The organism is Pseudomonas sp. SORGH_AS_0199, assembly GCF_031453735.1.
Taxonomy (GTDB): domain Bacteria; phylum Pseudomonadota; class Gammaproteobacteria; order Pseudomonadales; family Pseudomonadaceae; genus Chryseomonas; species Chryseomonas aestiva.
Window position 1 is genome coordinate 2556619 of record NZ_JAVJAE010000001.1, and the last position, 22402, is coordinate 2579020.

The 22402-nt window shown below is 65.2% G+C and carries 22 protein-coding genes and 1 pseudogene; 7 read left to right on the top strand and 16 right to left on the bottom strand.

Annotated elements, in window-relative coordinates:
* Positions 1–19: 19 nt before the first annotated feature.
* Both QE444_RS12015 and QE444_RS12020 read left to right on the top strand, forming a co-directional pair.
* Positions 20–484 (top strand): YkvA family protein, encoded by a 465-nt coding sequence (locus tag QE444_RS12015; protein ID WP_280307093.1) that lies wholly within the window; start codon positions 20–22, stop codon positions 482–484.
* A 5-nt stretch (positions 485–489) separates the two neighbouring features.
* Entirely contained in the window at positions 490–861 is a 372-nt protein-coding gene (locus tag QE444_RS12020; RefSeq protein ID WP_133859354.1) for a hypothetical protein, read from the top strand.
* Between the two features lie 3 nt (positions 862–864).
* On the opposite strand, the pseudogene QE444_RS12025 reads toward QE444_RS12020, so the two are convergent.
* Both QE444_RS12025 and QE444_RS12030 read right to left on the bottom strand, forming a co-directional pair.
* Positions 865–2611 (bottom strand): annotated as a pseudogene (locus QE444_RS12025) (EAL domain-containing protein).
* Positions 2612–2703: 92 nt separating this feature from the next.
* The gene (locus tag QE444_RS12030) at positions 2704–4785 is read right to left on the bottom strand and encodes a carboxy terminal-processing peptidase (protein ID WP_187979032.1); all 2082 of its coding nucleotides are present in this window, start codon (positions 4783–4785) and stop codon (positions 2704–2706) included.
* A gap of 237 nt (positions 4786–5022) precedes the next feature.
* On the opposite strand from QE444_RS12030, the gene QE444_RS12035 reads away from it, so the two are divergent.
* Entirely contained in the window at positions 5023–5985 is a 963-nt protein-coding gene (locus tag QE444_RS12035; RefSeq protein WP_187979033.1) for an NAD(P)H-quinone oxidoreductase, read from the top strand.
* Positions 5986–6158: 173 nt separating this feature from the next.
* Here QE444_RS12035 and QE444_RS12040 read toward each other — a convergent pair whose 3' ends face one another.
* From QE444_RS12040 to QE444_RS12065, 6 genes are read right to left on the bottom strand one after another with little or no spacing between them, the layout of a single operon-like run.
* Positions 6159–6812, bottom strand: coding sequence for an HAD family hydrolase (locus QE444_RS12040; protein ID WP_309738724.1), 654 nt, complete (start codon positions 6810–6812; stop codon positions 6159–6161).
* Positions 6809–7798, bottom strand: coding sequence for an ABC transporter ATP-binding protein (locus QE444_RS12045; RefSeq protein ID WP_273862839.1), 990 nt, complete (start codon positions 7796–7798; stop codon positions 6809–6811). Before QE444_RS12045 ends, QE444_RS12040 begins: the two co-directional genes overlap by 4 nt.
* A complete protein-coding gene (locus QE444_RS12050; protein ID WP_133859349.1) occupies positions 7795–8580 on the bottom strand; it encodes an ABC transporter permease in 786 nt (261 codons plus the stop codon). Before QE444_RS12050 ends, QE444_RS12045 begins: the two co-directional genes overlap by 4 nt.
* Entirely contained in the window at positions 8567–9400 is an 834-nt protein-coding gene (locus tag QE444_RS12055) for an ABC transporter permease subunit (RefSeq protein WP_133859348.1), read from the bottom strand. The genes QE444_RS12050 and QE444_RS12055 overlap by 14 nt, the downstream gene beginning before the upstream one ends.
* Positions 9397–10194, bottom strand: coding sequence for an alkaline phosphatase family protein (locus QE444_RS12060; protein WP_309738730.1), 798 nt, complete (start codon positions 10192–10194; stop codon positions 9397–9399). The genes QE444_RS12055 and QE444_RS12060 overlap by 4 nt, the downstream gene beginning before the upstream one ends.
* Positions 10195–10198: 4 nt before the next feature.
* Positions 10199–11260 (bottom strand): ABC transporter substrate-binding protein, encoded by a 1062-nt coding sequence (locus QE444_RS12065; RefSeq protein WP_187979036.1) that lies wholly within the window; start codon positions 11258–11260, stop codon positions 10199–10201.
* Between the two features lie 182 nt (positions 11261–11442).
* Between QE444_RS12065 and QE444_RS12070 the strand changes: the two genes are divergently transcribed.
* The gene (locus QE444_RS12070) at positions 11443–12180 is read left to right on the top strand and encodes a UTRA domain-containing protein (protein ID WP_187979037.1); all 738 of its coding nucleotides are present in this window, start codon (positions 11443–11445) and stop codon (positions 12178–12180) included.
* Positions 12181–12187: 7 nt separating this feature from the next.
* Here the strand turns inward: QE444_RS12070 and QE444_RS12075 are convergent, their stop codons facing one another.
* From QE444_RS12075 to minC, 6 genes are all read right to left on the bottom strand, one after another.
* Positions 12188–13477, bottom strand: coding sequence for a M18 family aminopeptidase (locus QE444_RS12075; protein WP_309738734.1), 1290 nt, complete (start codon positions 13475–13477; stop codon positions 12188–12190).
* An 88-nt stretch (positions 13478–13565) separates the two neighbouring features.
* A complete protein-coding gene (locus QE444_RS12080) occupies positions 13566–14144 on the bottom strand; it encodes a trans-aconitate 2-methyltransferase (protein ID WP_133859344.1) in 579 nt (192 codons plus the stop codon).
* Between the two features lie 45 nt (positions 14145–14189).
* On the bottom strand, positions 14190–14825 hold the full coding sequence (locus QE444_RS12085; protein ID WP_187979040.1) for an RluA family pseudouridine synthase: 636 nt from the start codon (positions 14823–14825) through the stop codon (positions 14190–14192).
* 117 nt (positions 14826–14942) lie between these two features.
* Positions 14943–15197, bottom strand: coding sequence for a cell division topological specificity factor MinE (gene minE, locus QE444_RS12090; RefSeq protein ID WP_017642793.1), 255 nt, complete (start codon positions 15195–15197; stop codon positions 14943–14945).
* On the bottom strand, positions 15194–16012 hold the full coding sequence (gene minD, locus QE444_RS12095) for a septum site-determining protein MinD (RefSeq protein WP_133859342.1): 819 nt from the start codon (positions 16010–16012) through the stop codon (positions 15194–15196). The genes minE and minD overlap by 4 nt, the downstream gene beginning before the upstream one ends.
* Positions 16013–16146: 134 nt before the next feature.
* A complete protein-coding gene (gene minC, locus QE444_RS12100; RefSeq protein ID WP_133859341.1) occupies positions 16147–16893 on the bottom strand; it encodes a septum site-determining protein MinC in 747 nt (248 codons plus the stop codon).
* Between the two features lie 151 nt (positions 16894–17044).
* Here minC and QE444_RS12105 point away from each other — a divergent pair, with 151 nt between their 5' ends.
* Positions 17045–17980, top strand: a complete 936-nt coding sequence (locus QE444_RS12105; protein WP_187979041.1) for a lipid A biosynthesis lauroyl acyltransferase — start codon at positions 17045–17047, stop codon at positions 17978–17980.
* Complete coding sequence (locus QE444_RS12110) at positions 17981–19117, top strand: patatin-like phospholipase family protein (RefSeq protein WP_285388462.1); 1137 nt, start codon at positions 17981–17983, stop codon at positions 19115–19117. It begins immediately after the preceding gene.
* A 3-nt stretch (positions 19118–19120) separates the two neighbouring features.
* Here QE444_RS12110 and QE444_RS12115 read toward each other — a convergent pair whose 3' ends face one another.
* Positions 19121–19837: a VacJ family lipoprotein gene (locus tag QE444_RS12115; protein WP_252977306.1), complete on the bottom strand. Its 717-nt coding sequence runs from the start codon at positions 19835–19837 to the stop codon at positions 19121–19123.
* A gap of 97 nt (positions 19838–19934) precedes the next feature.
* Positions 19935–21245 carry an alpha/beta fold hydrolase gene (locus QE444_RS12120; protein ID WP_133859337.1) on the bottom strand — a complete coding sequence of 437 codons (1311 nt, stop codon included), beginning with the start codon at positions 21243–21245 and terminating at the stop codon, positions 19935–19937.
* Positions 21246–21514: 269 nt separating this feature from the next.
* Between QE444_RS12120 and QE444_RS12125 the strand changes: the two genes are divergently transcribed.
* Positions 21515–22360, top strand: a complete 846-nt coding sequence (locus QE444_RS12125) for a glycine betaine ABC transporter substrate-binding protein (protein WP_371099721.1) — start codon at positions 21515–21517, stop codon at positions 22358–22360.
* Positions 22361–22402 lie beyond the last annotated feature (42 nt).

Sequence of the window (22402 nt, forward strand, 5' to 3'; positions counted from 1 at the left end):
TCCATTGCTCGAGGTGTCCATGAAGCCGCCGAAGAATTTTGATCGCTATCTGGGTATCGCCCAGCGCCTGCTGATCCGTGGCCGCCTGCCGGCGCTGCTGCTCGGCGTCGCGCGCAAGACCAGCAAGCGTGGACTCAAGCTGGGCGAAGCCCGTGAGACCCTGGGGCTGTTCCATCAGTTGCTGCTGGCCTGGTGGCGCGGCGAGTATCGCGGGGTCAGCCGCAAGACGCTGCTGACCGTAGCCGGCGGCCTGGTCTATTTCCTGCTGCCTATTGACCTCATTCCCGACTGGGTGCCCATGTTCGGTCTGCTCGACGACCTCGCCGTGCTGGCCTGGGTCGGCAAGGCCTGCAGCGACGAGCTGGATGGCTTCCTAGCCTGGCGCGCCAACCGTACCGCAAGTCAGCAGGCGGCTCTGGCCGCGCTGCCCGACCGACACGAACGGCCGGCGGCGGGTGTCGCCCTCGATCAGCTGCGGGACTGAATGGCTTGAGCGTACGCATCAGTCGCCAGCACTGGCTGGCCTTGCTGGATGAACTGGAAAGTGCGCGGCGCAGCCGCAGCCTGCTGACCTATCGCTCGGTGATCGAACGGCTGGGGCTGCCCCAGCCGGCGATGGTGACTCTGACCACCGCTCTGGAGTATTTGGCGGCCCTCGACCGTCGCGAGGGCCGGCCCCTGCGCAGTGCGCTGGTGGTGAGCCAGAGCGGGACGCGCATCCCTCGTGAAGGTTTCTTCGACTGCGCCCTGCGCCTGGGTGCCCTGGACGGCTCGCCGCCGGTGAGCGATGCAGTCAGCTGGCACGCGGCCGAGGTGACCCGGGTATTCGACCACCGCTATCCCGACCATCGCCTTGAATAGGGTTCAAGCCCGCATCAGGTGCAGGCTGTAGCCGGGCACCCTCTTGGCGTTGCGCTTGGCTTCCGAGGCAAGGCCGGCCAGGCCGCTGGCATCCACCCGCTTGCCGGCCTCCTTGTCCAGCTCCACGACCCCCAGTGACAGCGACAGCAGCGGATACTCGCGGCGGCGGCCGTCTCTGTCGTAGGCGAGAAAGCAGCCGGCTTCCAGGTGCTCGCTGCGATAGAAATGCCGGCAGCGCTCCTGGAAGCCCGCCATCAGGCCGTTGAGTCGCTGTCGCCAGTCCGAGGAACCCAGCACCACCAGAAAGTCGTCGCCACCGATATGGCCGACGAAGTCCTGCTGCGGATCCAGGCGTTCGGAGAGGGTCTGCGCCAGCGAGAGCAGCACCTCGTCGCCCTTGGCGTAGCCATAGAGATCGTTGAAGGGCTTGAAGCCATCGATGTCGACGTAGCACACCACGGCTTCGCGCTGCTGATCCAGCAAGCGCGTGAGGCACTGCTGGATGGGCACGTTGCCGGGCAGCTGGGTGAGGGGGTTGGCGTGCTTGGCCTGCTGGATGCGCTGCTCGGTAATCAGCCGCAGGACATCCATCACCCGACCGACCCCGACATAGCGACCGCCCTCGGTAATGATGAAATCCTCTTCGATGCGCTGGCGTGCCCGCGCGGTGAGCAGCCGGCTGACCTGCTGCAGCGACTGGTTGGTTTCGGTGGCCAGGAAATCCTGGCTCATCAGCCGGGCGATGGGCTTGCGCGCGAACACTTCGTGGGCGAAGGGCTTGAGCAGCGCCGAACTCAGCTCGTGGTGATGGACGATGCCCACCGGGCGATCGTCCTCGTCCACCACCGCCAGGGTATTGAGGCTGGGTTGCAGGCGGAAGCGCTCCAGTACCTCGGGGATCAGCATGTCCTGGCCGACCGCGACCTGCTCGACCCTGAGGCTGGCGACGGTGGTCGCTTCCTCGGCGAAATCGGAACTGCGGGTGGTGATCACCGGCAGCAGGGTCTGGATCTCGCGCGGCGGGGCCGCCGTCGGGCGGCCCAGCAGATAGCCCTGCACCAGGTCGATGCCCATGCTAGCCAGGGTCGACAGCTCTTCGTGGGTCTCGATGCCCTCGGCGATCACCTGGGCCCGGGAGGCTTCGGCCATCTTCAGGATGGAGCCGACGAATTCGCGTTTCACCGCATCGCGGTGGATGGATTCGATGAAATGCCGATCGATCTTGACGAAGTCCGGGCGCAACTCCGACCAGCGCCGGAGGCTGGAATAGCCCGCGCCCAGATCATCGAGGGCGATGGAGAAGCCCATGGCGCGGTAGTGGTGCAGGGCGGTGGCCAGCAGCGCGAAGTCATCGATGGGCGCCTGTTCGGTCAGCTCGATCACCACCTGGGCCGGTGAGAGCCCCAGGCGCTGCAGCAGCTTGAGGGTCTGCCCCGACTGATGCGCCGGCTCCAGCAGGGTTTCCGGGCAGACATTGAGAAACAGCAGGCCATCCAGGGCCAGTTCGCGAAAGGTCTGGCAGGACTGCTGGCGGGCGGCGATTTTCCAGTTCGGACAGGCGACCGGCCTGGCGCGCGGTGGCGTAGAGGGGCAGGGGGGATTGCAGCGGAGTATTGGAGGCGCCGCGGATGAGCGCCTCGTAGCCGAGGATGCGTCGCTCGCTCAAGGACACTATGGGTTGAAAGAGCGAATGCAGCTCGCGGTTGGCGAGAATGCGATCCAACACCCCAGCCTGGTCGTTAAGCGTCATGGTTAGCCTGTAGAAACCCAGAAACGAAAATGCCCGGGGGTCGCACTTGGCGACCCCCGGGCATTTCACGACAGAGATATGACGCTTTGATGTCAGCGCTTGGGTGGTGTCTGACTCAGGTCGAGATAGTCCAGCAGTACATGACCCGACTCCATCAGGTAGGCGTCGTCCTGCGGCTTGGTCTTGTCGTCGTCGATCGCCGGGTTGTCCTCGTCGATCTTCTTCAGCTCCTTGAGCGGGGCTTCACCCTTGCCCTGGCGCCGCTGGTTTTCCATGGCCAGCTGGCGATTGTCCAGGGCGGTCTGCTCGGCCCGGCGCTTCTGCTCGTTGAGGCTGACGGTGGTGTCCGCCGCCAGCTCCTGGGCCAGCTTCAGGCGCTCGCCAGCGAAGATGAAGTCGGGATCCTTCTGCACCCGCACGTCATGGCGCTTGACCAGTTCCGGCAGGTAGTTGGCGAAGGGATTGCTCAGGCCGGTCACCGCCGGGGCGATGGTATCCCAGGGCATGGAATCGGGCAGGGCGCTCTCGCCGATCTGCTTGGTGTCCACCACCGCCGGGTAATCGATGTCCGGCAGGACGCCCTGATGCTGGGTGCTCTGGCCGGAGACGCGATAGAACTTGGCGATGGTCAGCTTCAGCTCGCCATGGTTCAGCGGCTGGATGGTCTGCACGGTGCCCTTGCCGAAGGTCTGGCCACCGACGATCAGCGCGCGGTGATAGTCCTGCATGGCGCCGGCGAAGATCTCCGAGGCCGAAGCGGACAGGCGATTGACCAGCACGGTCAGGGGGCCCTTGTAGAAGGCGCCGCCTTCGTCGTCGGCCAGCACCTCGACCTTGCCGTCGCCATTGCGCACCAGCACGGTGGGACCCTGGTCGATGAACAGCCCGGTCAGCTCGGTGGCTTCCTGCAGCGAGCCACCACCGTTGTTGCGCAGGTCGAGGACGATGCCGTCGACCTTTTCCTTCTGCAGCTCACCGATGAGCTTCTTCACGTCACGCGTGGTGCTTTTGTAGTTCGGATCGCCCGCGCGATAGGCCTTGAAGTCCAGGTAGAACGCCGGCACGTCGATCACGCCGAGCTTGTAGTGCTTGCCCTCGTGGGGCACGTCGATCACGTGCTTCTGCGCCGCCTGCTCTTCGAGCTTGACCGCTTCGCGGGTGATGGTGACGATCTTGGTCTTCTGGTCGTTCGGCGCATTGCTCGCCGGGATGATCTCCAGGCGCACCTTGGAGTTCTTGGGCCCGCGGATCAGCTTGACCACCTCGTCGAGGCGCCAGCCGATGACATCGACCATTTCGCCGTCACCCTGGGCGACGCCGACGATCTTGTCGGCCGGAGCGATCTGCTTGGACTTGTCGGCAGGGCCGGCCGGGACCAGGCGCAGGATCTGCACGTAGTCGTTGTCGTTCTGCAGCACTGCGCCGATGCCTTCCAGCGACAGGCTCATGTTGATGTCGAAGTTCTCCGCGCTTTCCGGCGAGAGATACTGGGTGTGCGGGTCGTAGGACTCGGCGAAGGCATTGATGTAGGTCTGGAAGACATCTTCGCCACGGGTCTGGTTGAGGCGCGCCAGCTGATTCTTGTACCTCTTGGTCAGCTGCTGCTGGATCTGCTGGTCGGTCTTGCCGGACAGCCGCAGGCGCAGCACCTCGTCCTTGAGCTTGCGATGCCAGAGATCGTCCAGCGCGGCGGTGTCCGCCGGCCAGGCCGCCTTCTCGCGATTGGTGTTGAAGGACTCGTCGACACTGAAGTCGAGCTTGCCGATGCCGGCGTTGAGCAGGCCCAGCCCATAGTTCAGCCGCTCGGTCATGCGCTGGGCATAACGGCGGTAGATGGCGAAGCCCGGTTCGAGATTGCCCTGCTTGAGGTAGTCGTCGAAACGGGTGCGCGAGGCATCGAATTCGCGGATGTCGGCGGCATTGAAATATAGCCGGCCGGGATCAAGCATCTTCAGATAGCTGTCGTAGATCTTGATCGACTGGGCATCGTTGAGCGGCGGCTTGCTGTAGTGGTGCCGCTTGAGCAGTTCGACGATGTTGAGGCTGGCGATAACCTGGTCGCGGTCGGGTTGCAGTTTCTCGGCGCCTACCGGCGCGTTGGGCTTGGCGAAGAGGGGCGTTGCGCTGACGCCAAGCAGGACAACGAGGGCGGTACGGGACAAGAGCTGCTTCATGTGTATTCGACTAATGCACGGAAAGGAATAGGCTATAGGCCCTTCCCGGCCCGGGCGGTTCCGCGGCCAGGGGAAGTATGACGGGCGCTGACGAAAGTCGTCTGACGGCGGTCTGAAGGGTAGCGGCGATCGGAGGGGAAGGCTGTGACAGCCCCGCGTCTTCCGGTCCGCTCGACTCCCGCAGAACCCGCCGGCGCAGGCGCTTTTCGTCAAAGCCTGAGCCACTATGGAGGCACCGTGAACGCATTGCAAGGTATCGAAGGGCAACTGGAATGGCAGTCACTGAGCGCTCGCGCTCTGGCGCCAGGGGAAATTCGCATCAAGGTGGCGGCCGCCGGCCTCAACCGTGCCGACCTGCTGCAACTGGCCGGCAACTATCCGCCGCCACCCGGCGCGCCGGCGACCCTGGGCCTCGAATGCGCCGGGGTGGTCAGCGAGACCACCGCGGATTCGCGCTGGCAGGTGGGTGATCGCGTCTGCGCACTCCTGGCCGGCGGCGGCATGGCCAGCGAGGTGGTTGTGGATGGGCGCCAGGCCGCTTCCGTGCCGGAAGGCCTGTCGTTGGTCGAGGCCGCGGCGCTGCCCGAGGTCTGGGCGACCGCCTGGAGCAACCTGTTCGACTTGGCCGCCCTGCAGCCGGGTGAAAAGGTGCTGCTGCATGCCGGTGCCAGCGGCGTTGGCTCGGCCGCCATCCAGCTGTGCAAGGCCTTTGGCAATCCCTGCTGGGTCAGCGTTGGTTCCCAGGATCGTCTGGCGCACTGCGAGCGCCTCGGCGCCGAGGGCGGGGTGCTGCGCAAGACCGATTTGGAAGGCCTGCGCGATTTCGCGCCCTTCCACGTCATCCTCGATCCGGTGGGGGCGAACTATGCGTCGCTCAACCTGGACCTACTGGGCCAGGATGGACGCTGGGTGCTGATCGGCCTCATGGGCGGTCGTCAGGCCGAGATGGATCTGGGCAAGGTACTGGGCAAGCGCATCCGCATCATCGGTTCGACCCTGCGCAATCGATCCGTGGAGTTCAAGGCCAAGACCATGAGATCCCTGGAAGCCAGGGTCTGGCCGCTGTTCGCCGAAGGCAAGCTGAACGTCAACCTGGAACGCCGCTTCGCCGCCCAGAACGCCGAAGCCGCCTTTGCCGCCCTGGAAAGCAACGAGGTGAACGGCAAGGTGGTGCTGGTGCTGGACGAGGGGTTGGAGTAGCACCCACGGCCAGGGTTATCGCGGCCATGGCGGTCCGCCGCTACGGTCGCTCCTACAGATCGAGTCCGCTGTAGGCGCAACTGTCTTCATCGCGGCCATGGGCCGCTCCTACGAGGGGCGATGCTTCTGTAGGAGCGGCCCATGGCCGCGATAACATAAGTGTCTTACTGACTCTACCGCCAGCTGAGGATCGGCCAGCCGGCCTGTGCCGCGCGCTCGCGCAATACCGGATCCGGGTTGACCACGTGCGGCTTGCCCACCGCTTCGAGCAGCGGCAGGTCGTTGCGGGAGTCGGAGTAGAAGCTGGCGTTAGCCAGCAGGCTGCAGTCGCCGCCGAGCAATTCCAGCAGCCGGGTCAGCTTGCCTTCGCGAAAGGTCATGACCCCTTCCACCTGGCCGCTGTAGACGCCGTGGCTGACCTGCAGGTCGATGGCCAGCACCTCTTCCACGCCCAGCCGCTCGGCGATGGGCTCCACCAGATGCACCCCGGAAGCCGAGACGATGATCACGCGGTCGCCGGCGGCGCGGTGGGCGGCGATGCACTTCATGGCGTCGCTGAAGATCAGCGGTTCGATGACGTCCTCGACCCAGGGACCGACCTCGAAATCCACTTCTTCGGGCGTGCGGCCCACCAGGGGTTCGAGGTGGAAAGCCATGTAGTCTTCCATGGCCAGTTCGCCCTGGGCGTAGGCCGCCATCAGCTCGCTGTCGCGCCGCACGAATGACTCGCGGTCGACCCAGCCGAGCACGCCCATCTGCTGGCTCCAGAGACTGGAACAGTCACCGTCGATAAGGGTTTCGTCGAGATCGAAAATCGCCAGGGTCATGCCACTTCTCTCAGGCTGTCGGAATCGACGGCCAGGGTGACGGCTGTGCCGTTCGCCTGCAAGGCCGACGGGCCATGGTTGAGAACGTCGACATTGAGTTCGCAGGCTTCGGTGGCGATCCGGTAGCGGATCACGTTGCCCAGCAGGCTGTGACTGACGATGCGGCCGCTGAAACCACCGGCGACGCCGAGCCTTATGGCCTCGGGACGAATCGCCACCTGTCCCTGGAAGGTCTGGCCGAACAGCCGGCTGGCCTGGTCGGCGCTGAGCAGGTTGTAGTTGCCGATGAAGCCGGCGGCAAAGGCATCCACCGGCGCGGTGTAGAGGGTCTCGGCATCGCCACTCTGGACGATGCGCCCGTCGCGCATCAGCACGATGCGATCGGACAGGGTGAGAGCCTCTTCCTGGTCATGGGTGACGAACACCGTGGTCAGCCCCAGCTCCTGCTGGATGGCGCGGATCTGCTCACGCAGGTGGCGGCGGATACGGGCATCCAGCGCCGAGAGGGGTTCGTCCAGGAGCAGCAGCCGTGGCCGCACGATCAGCGAGCGCGCCAGGGCCACCCGCTGGCACTGGCCACCGGAGAGCTGGTGTGGATAGCGTGTGGCGAAGCCTTGCAGTTCTACCAGGTTCAGGACCTCCTGCACGCGCTGCTGCACCTCATCCCGTGCCAGGCGCTGCATGCGCAGGCCGAAGGCAACGTTCTGCTCCACCGTCATGTTGGGAAACAGCGCATAGCTCTGGAACACCATGGCGATGCCGCGGCGCTGCGGTGGCAACTGGGTGATGTCCTGGTCGGCCAGCATGATGGCGCCACGGTCGACCTCGGTGAGCCCGGCCAGGCAGCGCAGCAGGGTGGACTTGCCGCAGCCCGAGGGGCCGAGCAGGGTCACCAGTTCGCCCTGTTCGGCATGGAATTCGATGTCGGTGAACAGGGTGTTGGCGCCGTAGCGCTTGTGCAGTCCCTTGACCGCGAGATAGCTCATGTCCGCTCCCGATTCAGGCGATTGGCGATCCAGGTCAGCAGCAGGACCGCGAGGAAATAGGAGATCACCAAGGCGCTGGTCAGGTGGCCACTGCCGTTGCGCAGGTTGTAGAGGTAGATCTGCAGCGTCTCGTAGCGCGTTCCCACCAGCAGGTTGGCGAAGACGAATTCGCCGATGAGAAAGGAAAAGGACAGGAACAGCGCCACCATCAGCCCGGTCCGCAGATTGGGCAGCACCACCAGCAGGGCGGCGCGCCAGGAGCTGGCGCCGAGCAGGTGGGCGGCGTCCATCAGGTCGCGCAGATTCAGCGCCTGGAGGTTGTTGCTGATGGCGCGGTACATGAAGGGCAGGGCGATGGTGAAGTAGCAGAACACCAGGATCCAAGGCGTGCCGGTCAGCGGCAACGGACCACTTGCGTAGAGCTGCAACAGACCAACCGCCGAGACCACCGGCGGTACGGCGAAGGGCAGCAGGATCAGCACGTTCATCAGCGCATCCAGCCGTGGAAAGTGATAGGCGACGGCGAACATGGCCGGCAGGATCAGCACGCAGGACAGGGCCAGGGCGCCAAAGCAGATCGCCAGGGAACGACCGAAGGCGGCGAGAAAGCGCGGCTCGCTCCACAGCTGCAGGTACCACTTGAAGGTGAAGCCCGCCGGCAGCAGGGTCGCCGACCACTGGGTGGCCAGGGAATAGAGGAGGGTCGCGGCCAGGGGCGTGAACAGGATCAGGAACAGGACCCAGACCACTGTCCGATGATAGAGGCGCTCAGTTCTGGACATGCCGACTCCGCCGTAGCAGCCACTGGTGGACGAGGGTGATCAGGGTCATGAAGGCCACCAGCAGCATGGCCAGCGCCGCGGCCAGGTTGGGCTCCAGATAGATGTCGCCGGAAACCAGGGCGGCGATGCGCACCGGTACCACGTTGAAGTTGCCGGTTGTGAGCGCATAGACCGTGGCGTAGGCGCCCAGGGCGTTGGCCAGCAGGATGATGAAGGTGCCGACCAGCGCCGGGCTGAGCACCGGCAGGCCGATGTGCCGCCAGTATTGCCAGGTGCCGGCGCCGAGCAGCGCCGCCGCGTCGCGCCAGTCCTGCTTGAGGGCTTCGAAGGCCGGGAACAGCAGCAACACCCCCAGGGGAATCTGGAAGTAGGTGTAGATGAGGATCAGTCCGCCCTTGGTGTAGAGGTTGAAGCCTTCGATCAGTCCGAATTGCTTGAGCGCCAGGGTCAGGCAACCGTTGATGCCCAGCAGGATGATGAAGGCGAAGGCCAGCGGCACCCCGGCGAAGTTGCTGGTCATGTTGGTGAAGGCCACCACGAAGCCGCGCAGCCGCGAGTCGACCCGGGTCAGCGAATAGGCGCCGAGCAGGGCGATGAGCAGACCGCAGACGCTGGACCAGAGCGAAATTTCCAGGGAGAAGCGGATGGCCTGCAGGTAAAAGGGCGAGCCGAGGATTTCGGCGTAGTTGCCCAGGCCCCAGCCACTTTCGCTGGAATTGAAGCTGTTGAAGGCGATCCAGGCCAGGGGCGCCAGCTGGAAGGCGCCGAACACCAGCAGGAAAGGCAGGATCAGCAGCAGGGCGAGCCAGGGCCGCTTCATGCCAGCAACTCCCGGCATAGCGGCTTGTCGTGGGCAAGACCCAGCAGCGTGCAGACGGTGCCGCAGATCTCCACCTGGCGCGGTGTGGCCTCGCCCAGGGAGAAGCCCGCGCCGAAGACGAACAGGGGCACCTCGCGTTCTTCCGGAAGCGTCCCGCCGTGACTGCGGTCGTCGTTCATGCCGTGGTCGGCGGTCACCAGCACCTGGTAGCCGGCGTCCAGCCAGGCGGGCAGGTAGTGGGACAGCAGGCCGTCGGCGCGGCGCGCGGCATTGCGGTATTCGGGGCTGGAGAGGCCGTGCCGGTGGCCGGCATCGTCGATGTTCATCGGATGGACCAGGAGGATGTCCGGCGCCTGGGTCAGGCGCAGGTGCTCGGCGTCGTCGAACAGATGGGAATCCGGGTAGTGGTCGGCGTAATAGAAGTGGCCGTGCTGGATCGGCAGGGCGGTGTCGCTGACATGCCTGTCCCGCGCTCGATCAAAGGGGCTGCGGTTGTAGAGTTCGCTGACCCAGTGATAGGCCGCCGCCGCCGTGGTGAGGCCGGCGGCCTGGGCCAGATGGAAGAGGCTGATCTGGTTGGACAGCCGATCCACGCCATTGTGGACGATGCCGCTGCTCACCGGGGGTACCCCGGTGAGCAGGCATTCGTAGAGCGGGCGGGAGAGCGAGGGCAACTCGCATTCCAACCGGTAGAGGCGACCCCGGCCAGCCAGGCAGAGCGCCTGGAGAAAGCCGAGTCCGTGTTCGGCGACCCTCAGGGCGAGTCCGTCCAGCACGACCAGGATGACCTTCATGACGTCACTGCTGCATGTTGATCAGAACGTGTTCCTGCCAGAGCCGCGGTAGGCGCTTGGAGGTTTCCTCCCAGGCCTTGGCGTCGGCGATGGGCCGGGCCTTGGCGTATTGCGCCTGGGGCAGCAGCTTGGCCTGGACGTCGGCCGGCAGGGTCAGGTGCTCGGCGCGGATCGGCCGGGCATAGCCCTGGGCCAGGTTGATCTGGCCGGCGTCGGAGAAGATGTACTCGCGGGCCAGTTTGGCGGCGTTGGGGTGCTTGGCGTACTTGTTGATGATGGTGGTGTAGCCGGAGGTCACCGAGCCATCGGAGGGGATCAGCACCTCGAAGCGAGTGCGATCGATCTGGTCGCGATAGCTCAGGGCGTTGAAGTCCCACACCACCCCGACTTCCACTTCACCCTTCTCGAGGTTGGCCACCACCGGGTTGGTGAAGGCCAGGCGACCCTGCTTGGCCAGCTTGGCGAAGAAGTCCAGCGCCGGCTTGATGTTCTTTTCGTCGCCGCCGTTGGCATAGGCCGCTGCCAGTACGCCACTCACCGCCTGGGAGGCGGCGCTGACGTCGCCGATGGTGACCTTGTAGTTGCCCTTGAGGAGATCGGCCCAGGAGTGGGGGACGTCCTTGACGGTCTGCTTGTTGACGATGAAGGCGATGGTGCCGGTGTAGGCCAGCGCCCAGTGACCGTCGCTGTCCTTGGCCCAGCTCGGTACCTGGTCCCAGGTGCTCGGCTTGTAGGGCTGGGTAACGCCCTTCTGCACGGCGATGGGGCCGAAGGAAGCACCGACGTCACCGATGTCGGCGGAGGCGTTCTCGCCTTCGGCGGCGAACTTGGCGATCTCCTGGGCGGAGCTCATGTCGGTATCCTGATGCTTGAGCCCATATTTCTGCTCAAGGTCCTGCCAGGTACCTTTCCAGTTTGCCCAGGTATCGGGCATGCCGACGCTGTTCACCTCGCCTTCCTTGCGGGCGGCGGCTTCGAGGGATTTGAGGTCGACGGTATCGGCGAAGGCGGTACCGGCCTGTAGCGCAACGGCAGTGGCCAACAAGGAAGCAAGCAGACGGGTCATACGGGTGCTCCAGGTGTTAGGGCTTGGTCTAGGTCAGCAAGACACAGGCCAATCTAGGACCGGGGTATGACGATTTGATGGCAATGCGCCCTGTTTCACCGCTGGCACGGGCGCTGCAGTCGTCACCAAGCCGTCATCTGGCCGTCTTAGTCTCCCAACAAACCCTAGTCGAGGCACTCCGGGTGCACCAATCCGAAACTGGTCTAGTCCAAAGAAGTGCGCCGGGTGCCGGTGCCATCCGCCAGGCATTGCAGGAGCAGATCGCCCATGGCCTGCTGCCGGCCATGGAGCGCCTGCCCTCCGAGCGCCAGCTGAGCGAGCTGTTCGCCACCACCCGTATCACCCTGCGCGAAGCCCTGCTGCAGCTGGAGGCCCTGGGGCTGATCTATCGCGAAGAACGCCGGGGCTGGTTCGTCGCCCCGCCACGGCTGGCCTACAACCCCCTGGCACGGACCCATTTCCACGCCATGGTGGAAGCCCAGGGACGGGTACCGGCGACCGAGGTCGTGGCGGCGCGGCAGATGCTGGCGTCCGCGGAGATCTGTCGCCTGCTGGAGTTGCCGGCGCTGTCCAGTGTCTATCAGATCCGCCGGGTGCGTCGGGTGGACGGCCGGCTGGTGCTCTATGTCGAGCACTACCTCAATGCCGCCTATTTCCCGGGCTTGCTGGAGCACGATCTGCAGCGCTCCCTCACCGAGTTGTATCTCGACCGCTACGACATTCGCTACGGCGAGGTGCGCTTCGAGATCCTGCCGACGGCGCTGCTGCCGGAGGCGGCCCAGGCGCTGCGGGTGGCGCAGGGCAGTCCGGCGCTGCACATCACCCGCATCAACCACGACCAGCAGGGGCGACTGATCGATTGCGACCTGGAATTCTGGCGGCACGACGCCATCCAGGTCAGGGTCGAAGTACCGGACTAGGCTGGCTTCAGAGCGGCAGTTCGCTGCTCGCATAGAAGGCCGTCAGCACCTTGATCAGATGGCCCAGGTCATGGCTGCCGGCCAGTTCGCGGATGGAGTGCATGGCGAAGGTGGGCAGGCCGATGTCCACGGTGCGCACCCCCAGCTGCCCGGCGGTGATGGGGCCGATCGTGGAACCGCACCCCATGTCGCTGCGCACCACGAAGCTCTGTACCGGCACCGCTTCGCGCTGGCAGAGGTCGCGGAAGAAGGCCGCGGTTTCGCTGCTGGTGGCATAGCGCTGGTTGGCATTCACCTTGATCACCGGGCCGCCGTTCAGTTTCGGGCCATGGTTGCCATCGTGCTTGTCGGCATAGTTGGGGTGCACGCCATGGGCGTTGTCGGCCGAGATCAGCAGCGAGCGCTGCAGGGTGCGGGTAAAGGCATCCCCGGCGGGCAGCAGGCGTTGCAGCACCTGTCCGAGGAAGGGACCGTCGGCGCCGCAGCAGGAGGTGGAGCCCACTTCCTCGTGATCGGTGCAGACCAGCACGGCGTTCTCGTCGCCCTCGTCGGCCAGCAGGGCTGCCAGGCCGGCATAGCAGGACAGCAGGTTGTCCAGACGAGCGGCGGCGATGAAGTCGTCATCCAGCCCGATCAGGGCGGCGGGCTGGACATCATAGAAGCTCAGTTCGAAATCCAGCACCTCGGCTTGGTCTATGCCGTGTTCCTGCTGCAGGCGCGCGGCCAGCAGGGCGCGGAAGTCGCGCCGCTCGCCGGCAGGCACCTGGGCCAGGATCGGTGGCAGCTCGTTCTGGGCATTGATGGCCCAGCCCTGATTGGCTTCGCGATTGAGGTGGATGGCCAAATTGGGAATGATCGCCAGCGGCTTGCGAAAGTCGATCAGCCGACTCTGCACCCGGCCCTCGGCACGATAGGTTACCCGGCCCGCCAGGGACAGGTCGCGGTCGAACCAGGGCGCCATCAGCATGCCGCCGTAGACCTCGACGCCCAGTTGCCAGAACCCCTGCCGCTGTAGCTCCGGCTGCGGCTTGACCTTGAGGCAGGGACTGTCGGTATGGGCGCCGACCAGGCGCAGGCCGCGTTCCAGCGGTTGGGCACCCAGGCGCACGGCGATCAGCGACGAATCGTTGCGGGTGACGTAGTAGCGGCCACCCGGCTGCACGGACCAGCTTTCTCGCTCGTCCAGGCGTTGGTAGCCGGCGGCTTCGAGACGGCGCGCGAGGGTTGCGGTGGCGTGGAAGGGCGTGGGCGAAGTGGAGAGGAAATCGATGAGGCCTTGGATCTGATCGGTACGCATGGACGACTCCGGACGACAAGGCGTCCAGTCTAGGTTCTGGACCCAGGGGAGTCGAGCGTAGCGCCCAGGGCGGACGGCAGCTCAGGGCTCAGCGGCGCTGCAGCACCAGGTGATGGATATGCCAGTGCTTGGGCCGCCCGACCGCGGTATGGCCGTCCTCCTCCTCCTCCCGCTGCAGGAGGACTTGCCAGTCCCGCAGCAGCTGTTGCAGGACCGCGGCGTCGACGACCGTCACCCCCTTGCTGGCCCAGCTGTCCCGCTCGCCGAACAACTGGCCGCAGAACAGCCCACCCGGGCGCACCGCCGCGGTGATCCCGGTCCAGAGCAGCGGGAAGCGCGCTGGCTCGCAAAAGGGCAGGGCGAAGCTGGAATTGACGAGGTCGCAGGGAGGGATTTCGAGCGTTTCAAAGCGTGCCTGGCGGGTTTCCAGGCGTTTCTGCAGCAGGGTCGGCGTGCGCTCGCGCAGGGTGCTCAGCGCCTCGGCCTCGGCATCCACCGCCAGCACCTGCCAGCCGCGTTCCAGCAGGACGAGGGTGTCGCGCCCGGTGCCACAGCCCAGATCCAGCGCCAATCCTGGCGGATCTGAGCGGGATGAGAGTGCCTGCAGCAGGGTCTCGCGCGGACCGCCCGCGGCAGTGGCGGTGTAGTAGGACGTCCAGTGAGACAAGCGGCACTCCTCTGGCTGAGTGCCTCAGTATGCCAGCGCCCAGGCTTAGAAAGGCGCGGGACTGGTAAAGCTCATCCGCTCGCCCGAAAGGGGGTGGGTCAGCGTCAGCAGGCTGGCGTGCAGGCAGAGGCGCGGCTGGGCCGCCAGCGCCTCGCCCTCGGCATAGAGCTGATCGCCCAGCAGCGGATGCCCGATGCTCAGCATATGGACGCGCAGCTGATGGGAGCGGCCGGTAATGGGCGTGAGCTCCACCCGGCTGTAGTGGCCATGGCGCTCCAGCACCTGCCAGAAGGTCAGGGCATGGCGTCCCAGTTCGTGATCCACCACATGGCGCGGCTTGGTCGGCGGGTCGTAGCGCAGCGGCAATTCGATGCGGCCGCTGTTGGCCTCCGGTTCGCCCCAGCAGAGGGCGATGTAGGCCTTTTCCGTTTCGCGATCATGGAATTGCCTGGACAGCTCGCGATGGCTGTCGGCGTCCCGCGCCAGCACGATGACGCCGGAGGTCTCCCAGTCCAGGCGATGGACGATGCGCGCCTCGGGATAGCCGTTTTCCTGCAGGCGGGTCACCAGGCAGTCGCGGTTGTCTTCGGCGCGACCGGGGACCGACAGCAGCAGGGTAGGCTTGTCGACCACCAGCAGGGCGGCGTCCTCGTGAATGATGCGAATGTTGGAGAGGGGCATGGGCTTCCTGGGGCCTGGCGGCGAATCGCGGCACCGCGCTGAGCAGGTACCGAGGATTCGCCATGGCTTAAACGCCAGCGGCGGCCCTGGGGCCGCCGCTGTCCTGCTGCGCTCGCCTTAGCGGTCGGGCAGGGTGATGTTGAGTTCGAGGATCGAGCAACTGCCCTGATTTTCCAGTTCGACCTGGATCTGGTCCTGCTCGATGGGCACGTACTTGCGGATCACTTCCAGCAGGTCTTTCTGCAATTGCGGCAGATAGTCCGGCTGCTCGTGGCGACCGCGTTCGTGGGCCACGATGATCTGCAGCCGCTCCTTGGCTATCGAAGCGCTGTTCTGCTTCTTCCGATCGCGAAAGAAGTCGAAGATGTTCATTCGCTACCACCCCCGAACAGACGTTGCAGGAAGCCTTTCTTCTTCACGTCGAGGAAGCGATAGGCCACTTCCTTGCCGAGCAGTCGTTCCACGGTATCACTGTAGGCCTGACCGGCGTCGCTCTGTTCGTCGAGAATTACCGGGATACCCTGGTTCGACGCCTTGAGCACCGCCTGGGATTCGGGGATCACGCCGAGCAGGCGGATGGACAGGATCTCTTCCACGTCCTCGACGCCGAGCATTTCACCCTTGGTGACGCGCTCGGGGTTGTAGCGGGTCAGCAGCAGGTGTTCCTTGATGGCTTCCTCGCCCTTTTCCGCGCGGCGCGACTTGCTGGCCAGCAGGCCGAGCATGCGGTCGGAGTCGCGGACCGAGGAGACTTCGGGGTTGGTCACCACGATGGCCTCGTCGGCGAAGTACATCGCCAGGTGAGCACCCTTCTCGATGCCGGCCGGGGAGTCGCAGACGATGAAGTCGAAGGTCTGCTTGAGTTCGTTGATCACGCGCTCCACGCCGTCCTGGGTCAGGGCGTCCTTGTCGCGGGTCTGGCTGGCGGCCAGCACGAACAGGTTCTCGAGACGCTTGTCCTTGATCAGGGCCTGACTCAGGGTGGCTTCGTTGTTGATCACGTTGACGAAGTCGTACACCACGCGGCGCTCGCAGCCCATGATCAGGTCGAGGTTACGCAGGCCGACGTCGAAGTCGACGATGACGGTCTTGTGGCCGCGCAGGGCGAGACCGGTACCGATGGCGGCGCTGCTGGTGGTCTTGCCGACGCCGCCCTTGCCGGAGGTGACTACGAGTACTTTGGCCAAACTGATTCACCTTGATCGAAAGGAATAACTGAAGCGACTCGATGCCCTCGGTGACGAGATTGCAGGCAGTGTCGCGCTTCGTGTTGCCGTTGGCGGCTTAGGCGCCAAGTGCGAAAAATTCGCGGAAGTATCCGTCAAAGACGGGTGATGTTCAACACATCTCCCACCAGACTGACCTGTACCGGATTGCCCCATTGTGGATGGCGTCGCAGGTCCTCGGCGACCTTGTACTGGCCAGCGATGGAGAGCAGTTCCGCGGTCAGCTGCTGGCAGAAAATCCGCGCTTTAGTATCACCTTTTACCCCGGCCAGCGCTCGGCCGCGCATGGGGCCGTAGACATGGATGTTGCCGTCGGCGAGCAATTCGGCGCCCGGGCTGACCGGCGCCAGCACCACCAGGTCACCGGCCGGGGCATAGAGCTGCACACCGCCGCGCACCGGGGCGGTGATGATCTTGGTCGGATTGATCGTCGGTGCGGCCGGTTTGGGCGGTTCCGCCGGCTTGACCGGCTCGCGATCGCGCGGTTCGACCTGGCGTTCACGCCCGCCGGAACTGACTGGCAGGATCGGCAGGTCGTAGTCGTTGGCGGCGGCCAGATCCCCGCTGCGACTGGCGCGCAGGGCCAGGGTGCGCAGGCCGTGCCGGCGGCAAAGGTCGAGGAGGGCGCCCAGGTCGAGCGGGCCGGCATCCTCGGCGAGCTTGTCGAGGCCCAGTACCAGCGGCGTTTCCTGGAAGAAGTTGGGGGCCTGGGCGACCTTCTGGGCCAGTTGCCGGTCCAGGCGCCCCAGGTCGTTGCGGAGAAGCTCCAGCACGGTCACGGCGAGCATGTTGCCCTTGAGCTGGAAGACGGAGTCGCTTTCGGAAGGATCGGCTGCGGTCATGGTGGGTACTTGTGCTTGGATGGCGGGACTTATAGCGGGATGCCCCGCGTGTCGCAACCCTCACCGGGTCTGGGGGACCATGACTGTGAAGGCTACGGGAAATCTGCGTGAGCCCTGTAGAATGGCGCGACTTTTTCATGCAGGAGTTCCGATGGAGCGGCCGTCTTTCCGCCTCGCCTTTCTCAATCCACGTTATTGGCCGCTCTGGCTGGGGCTGGGGCTGCTCTGGCTGCTGGTGCAACTGCCCTATGCCGTGCTGCTGCGACTCGGCCAGGGACTCGGCTGGCTCTTCTATCACGTCGCCGGTCAGCGCCGCGCCATCGCCCGCCGCAATCTGGAACTCTGCTTTCCCCGGCTCGACGAGCGGGCACGCGATCGCCTGCTGAGGCGCAACTTCGCCAGCAGCGCCATGGCCCTGCTGGAGATGGCCATGAGCTGGTGGTGGCCGCGGCAGCGCCTGGCCCGCCTGGCCCATATCGAAGGCCTCGAGCATCTGCAGGCCGCTCAGCGCGAAGGTCAGGGGGTGATCCTCATGGCGCTGCATTTCACCACCCTGGAAATCGGCGCGGCGCTGCTCGGGCAGCGGCACACCATCGATGGCATGTACCGCCAGCACAAGAATCCGGTGTTCGACTTCATCCAGCGCCGCGGTCGCGAGCGCCACAACCAGGACGCCACCGCCATCGAGCGCGAGGACGTCCGCGCCATGCTCAAGGTACTGCGCGCCGGACGGGCCATCTGGTATGCGCCCGACCAGGACTACGGCGCCAAGCAGAGTCTGTTCGTGCCGCTGTTTGGCATCCAGGCAGCCACGGTAACGGCCACCACCAAGTTCGCCCGCCTGGGGCGCGCACGGGTGCTGCCCTTCACCCAGGAGCGCCTGGCGGACGGTTCGGGCTATCGCCTGGTCGTTCATCCGCCGCTGGCCGACTTCCCTGGCGAGAGCGAGGAAGCCGACTGCCTGCGCATCAATCACTGGGTCGAGCGCTGCGTCAGCGAGTTGCCCGAGCAGTACCTCTGGGCCCATCGGCGGTTCAAGACCCGTCCGCCCGGCGAGCCCAAGCTCTATCCGAAGAAGAAGCGCTAGATGAGTCTGGGCGGCGAGCGGCGCACCGGGCTGATTCTGGCCGGCGGTGGCGCGCGGGCCGCCTATCAGGTCGGGGTGCTGCAGGTGGTGGCCGATACCCTGGCGGTCCGTTCCGAGAATCCCTTCCCGATCCTCGTCGGTACCTCGGCGGGCGCGCTCAACGCCGCCGTGCTGGGCTGCGGCGCCCTGGATTTCGGCCGTGCGGTGGATCGCCTGGCGGCGGTCTGGTCGAGCCTGGAAACGGCGATGATCTATCGCAGCGACTGGGTCGGGGCGAGCCGCCAGGCCGCGCGTTTCGGCCTGCAGACGCTGTTCGGCGCCTGGCGCCAGGAACCGCTGGCCCTGCTCGACAACGCGCCCCTGCGGGCGCTGCTCAGCCGCGAGCTGGATTTCTCCGGGATCACCGCGGCCTTGCGCCAGCGCGCCCTGCGAGCCGTGGCGGTCACGGCCTTCGGCTATGCCTCGGGCCAGGCGATGACCTTCTACCAGAGTCATGGCGCGCTCGATCCCTGGTTTCGTCATCGGCGCGTCGGGGTGCCGGCACGGCTGGCGGTCGACCATTTGCTGGCCAGCACGGCCATTCCACTGTTCTTTCCGCCGGTGAAGGTCGGGCGGGAGTTCCTGGGCGACGGTTCGGTACGGCAGACGGCGCCCATCAGTCCGGCGCTGCATCTGGGGGCGGAGCGTATCCTGGTGATCGGACTCGGCGCGCCTGGGGGTCACGAGCACGGACTGCAGGGTCGGCCGCCGACGGTGGCGCAGATCGGCGGTCATCTGCTCAACAGCACCTTCGTCGATGCCCTGGACAGCGATACCGAAACCCTCCGGCGCCTCAATCTGCTGAGTAGCGCCCTGCCGGCAGGGGACCCGGTCAGCGGACGCTTCTGCCGTCCCGTGGACATGCTGGTGATCTCGCCCAGCCAGCCGCTGGCGGACATCGCCATCCGGCACCGCAAACGCCTGCCACCGGCGTTGCGGCAGTTGCTACGGGGAGTCGGGGTGAATCGCCCTTCGGGCAGCGCGCTGCTCAGCTATCTGCTGTTCGAGGCGGCCTACTGCCAGGAACTCATGGCGCTGGGGCGGACCGATGCCCTGGCCCGCCTGCCCGAACTCCAGACCTTTCTCGCCAGCGCCTAGGCCTTATTCGGCGATCTGCAGTTCCCGCGCCTTGGTGTAGAAATAGCGGATCTTCTCGTACTCGAAGGGCGAGTTGAGCTGGCCGTATCTCATGTCGGTCACGTACCTGAGGTTGATGCCGCGCAGCACCATGATTTCCGGATGACGACCGCTTTCGTCGCTGACGTTGAGGAAGTTCACCTGGGCTTCAGCGGCGAAATCCACCGCCAGACCGCCGGTATCGCGCAGGTTGGACGGGCCGAGGACCGGCAGCATCAGGTAGGGGCCATTGCCAACCCCATAGAAGCCCAGCGTCTGGCCGAAGTCTTCCGGCTGCTTGATCAGCCCGACGCGAGTCGCCGGGTCCCACAGGCCGAACACCCCGATGGTGGTGTTGAGCAGCAGGCGGCCGGTGGTGTCCAGGGCGCGGCGGCCCTTGAACTGCAGCACGCTGTTGAGCAGGTTGTTGACGTCGCCCAGGTTGCTGAAGAAGTTGCTCACGCCCGAACGTACGAAGCGCGGGGTGATCCAGCGGTAGCCGTTGACCACCGGCAGCAGGACCCACTCGTCCAGCCGATAGTTGAAGTGGTAGACGTGGCGATTCCAGGATTCGAAGGGATCGTAGACGTCCAGGGCGACCAGGGACGCCCGTTCGAACTCGCGCTGGTCCAGACCCGGGTTGTACTTGAGGGTCGACAGCGGATTGCTGAAGCCATCGGCGCCCACCGGCGCGGCCGGCATGGTGTCCGAGCCGATGGTCAGGGTGGAGGAGGGCGGCGGACTCGATTCGGCGGCGAAGACCGAGGCACTGGCCATCAGGAGGAGAGCGAGCAGGGACTTAACCACGGGCGAAGAACTCCAGCATGGCGTTCGCGTTGACGCGGTAGTTGAGATTGCCGCAATGGCCGCCGTGGGGATAGACGGTCAAGCGATCGCCAAAGGTCTTGCGCAGGAAACCAAGGTCGCCCGGGCCGAGGATGATGTCGTCGGCATTGTGCATGACGCCGATCTTCGGGCTGCTCTTCAGGTAGTCTTCCAGCGCGACGAGGCTGGACTTGCGCGCCAGATCGTCGAGGTTCTGCCCCTTGAAGTTCTTCTGCCAGAACGGCATTACCTGCTCGGTCATGTAGCAGTCGAAATCGCACTGCAGCGAACGGGCGAAGAAGCGCGTCAGGCTGGTGCCCTCGCTGATGGGGTAGGTCGGCGGGGTGATCAGGCCGCGGCGGTTGATCAGGTCGGACGTGAAGGCGATGTCAGCCGCCGAGAAGCGGAAGGACGAGCCGATCAGCATGGCCAGTTCTTCGTTGCTCAGTCGCTCCGGCGAGCGCTGGAAATCGCGCACCACGGCGTCGTTGAAGTCGACGTAGCCCTTCTCCTGGAAGTAGCGGGTCAGCTTCGACAGGATCAGCTCGTAGAAGGTGCGGTTGTTGGTCACGCCCCTCACCTCGGTCTGCACCAGGCGATCCAGGTTGCGTACCGAGGTCAGCAGATTGACCGGCGGATTGACCATCAGCACCTTCTTGAAGTTGAAGCTGCGCTGGCTCTCGTCCAGGTAGGAGACGAAGGCGGCGTCCAGGCCGCCCAGGCTGTAGCCGGTCAGGTAGTAGTCGGTGACCGGCAGCTTGGGATGCTGGGCGCGTACCGCCTGCATGGCGCGATAGAGATCCTCGGCATCGTGCGGGGTGTAGCCCGGGGTAGCGGTGCGCGACACCGACACCATGAAGTCCCAGCTGGTGGGCGAGGACAGCTGCACCACGTGGTAACCGGCCGCGTAATACAGCCGCTTGAGGTATTCCTGGGTACTCGAGGAGTAGTTGGCCCCGGTACCGGCGATCAGGAAGATCAGCGGTGCCGGATGGTCCTGGCGGGCAAGACGGTAGTGGAATTTCTTCACCGGCCAGAAGTTGCCGGGCAGCTGGTATTCCCGTTCCGGACGCAGGTTGAGGCTGTAGTCATCCTGGTCGATGGTGCTTTCAGGCGGCAGCTCGGGACGGAATTTTTCCGGCGTGGTGACGATGGTGGCTTCGAAAGGATTGACCAGTGGATAGCCATAGGTGGCGGCATCCACTTCGGCGGCCGCGTGCGCGGTAGCCCAGAGACCGGAAAACAGCGCGCCCAGCAGGGCGGCGACGCGCAACGAAAGACGCATGGACAGAGTCCTTTCAGAGGGCTTGAGAGCGTAGGTAAGACAACGGCCCGCCAATAGGTTGCATCGGCAGGTGCAGGTTTCTGCGCGGCGTCGATTACAGAGCGGTCGCCGGGCTGCGTCAAGCGACATCGCATGTCGTGAAAAGTGCAGCTCCTGTCGCTAACCGGTCGTTATGCGTCGCCCAGACGGTAGTGGCCATCTTGCATTGCCCGAATGATGGGGGTGGGGCAACCGCCCGACTTCCATAGCGAGAGGACTGCTGCATGAGCATGGTGAAGAAACTGTTGGGAATAGGACTCGGTGTCGCGCTGACCTCGGCCATGAGCCTGGCCCAGGCGGCCAAGCCCGAAATCACCATCGGCTACGTCGATGGCTGGGCCGATAGCGTGGCCACCACCCATACCGCAGCTGAAGTGATCCGCCAGAATCTGGGCTACGAGGTCAAGCTCATGCCGGTGGCCGCCGGCATCATGTGGCAGGGCGTGGCGCGCGGCAAGCTCGACGCCATGCTGTCCGCCTGGTTGCCGGTCACCCATGGCGCCTACTACGAGAAGATGAAGGACCAGGTGGTCGATCTGAACGTCAACACCCCCGATGCCAAGATCGGTCTGATCGTGCCGGAGTACGTCAAGGCCAACAGCATCGCCGATCTGCAGGCGCAGAAGGCCGACTTCGGTGGTCGGATCGTCGGTATCGACGCCGGTGCCGGGGTCATGCTCAAGGCCGACCAGGCGATCAAGGACTATGGCCTTGACTACAAGCTGGTGGCCAGTTCCGGTAGCGGCATGATCGCCGAGCTGACCCGGGCCGAGAAGGACCAGAAACCGGTCGTGGTGACGGGCTGGGTGCCGCACTGGATGTTCGCCAAGTGGAAGCTGAAGTTCCTCGAAGATCCCAAGGGTGTGTTCGGCGGCTCCGAGCACGTGGACACCGTGGCCAACCCCGCGCTGGAAGCCAAGGCCAAGCCGGTCTGGGACTTCCTGAAGAAGTTCGCCTGGCAGCCGGGTGAGGTGAATGAGGTGATGCTGGCGGTGGAAGAGGGCAAGAAGCCGGAAGAGGCCGCCAAGGCCTGGATCGCTGCCCATCCGGATCGCGTGAAGTCCTGGCTGCCCTGAGGGTTGGCTGAATGAAAAACGGGCCCTGCGGGGCCCGTTTTG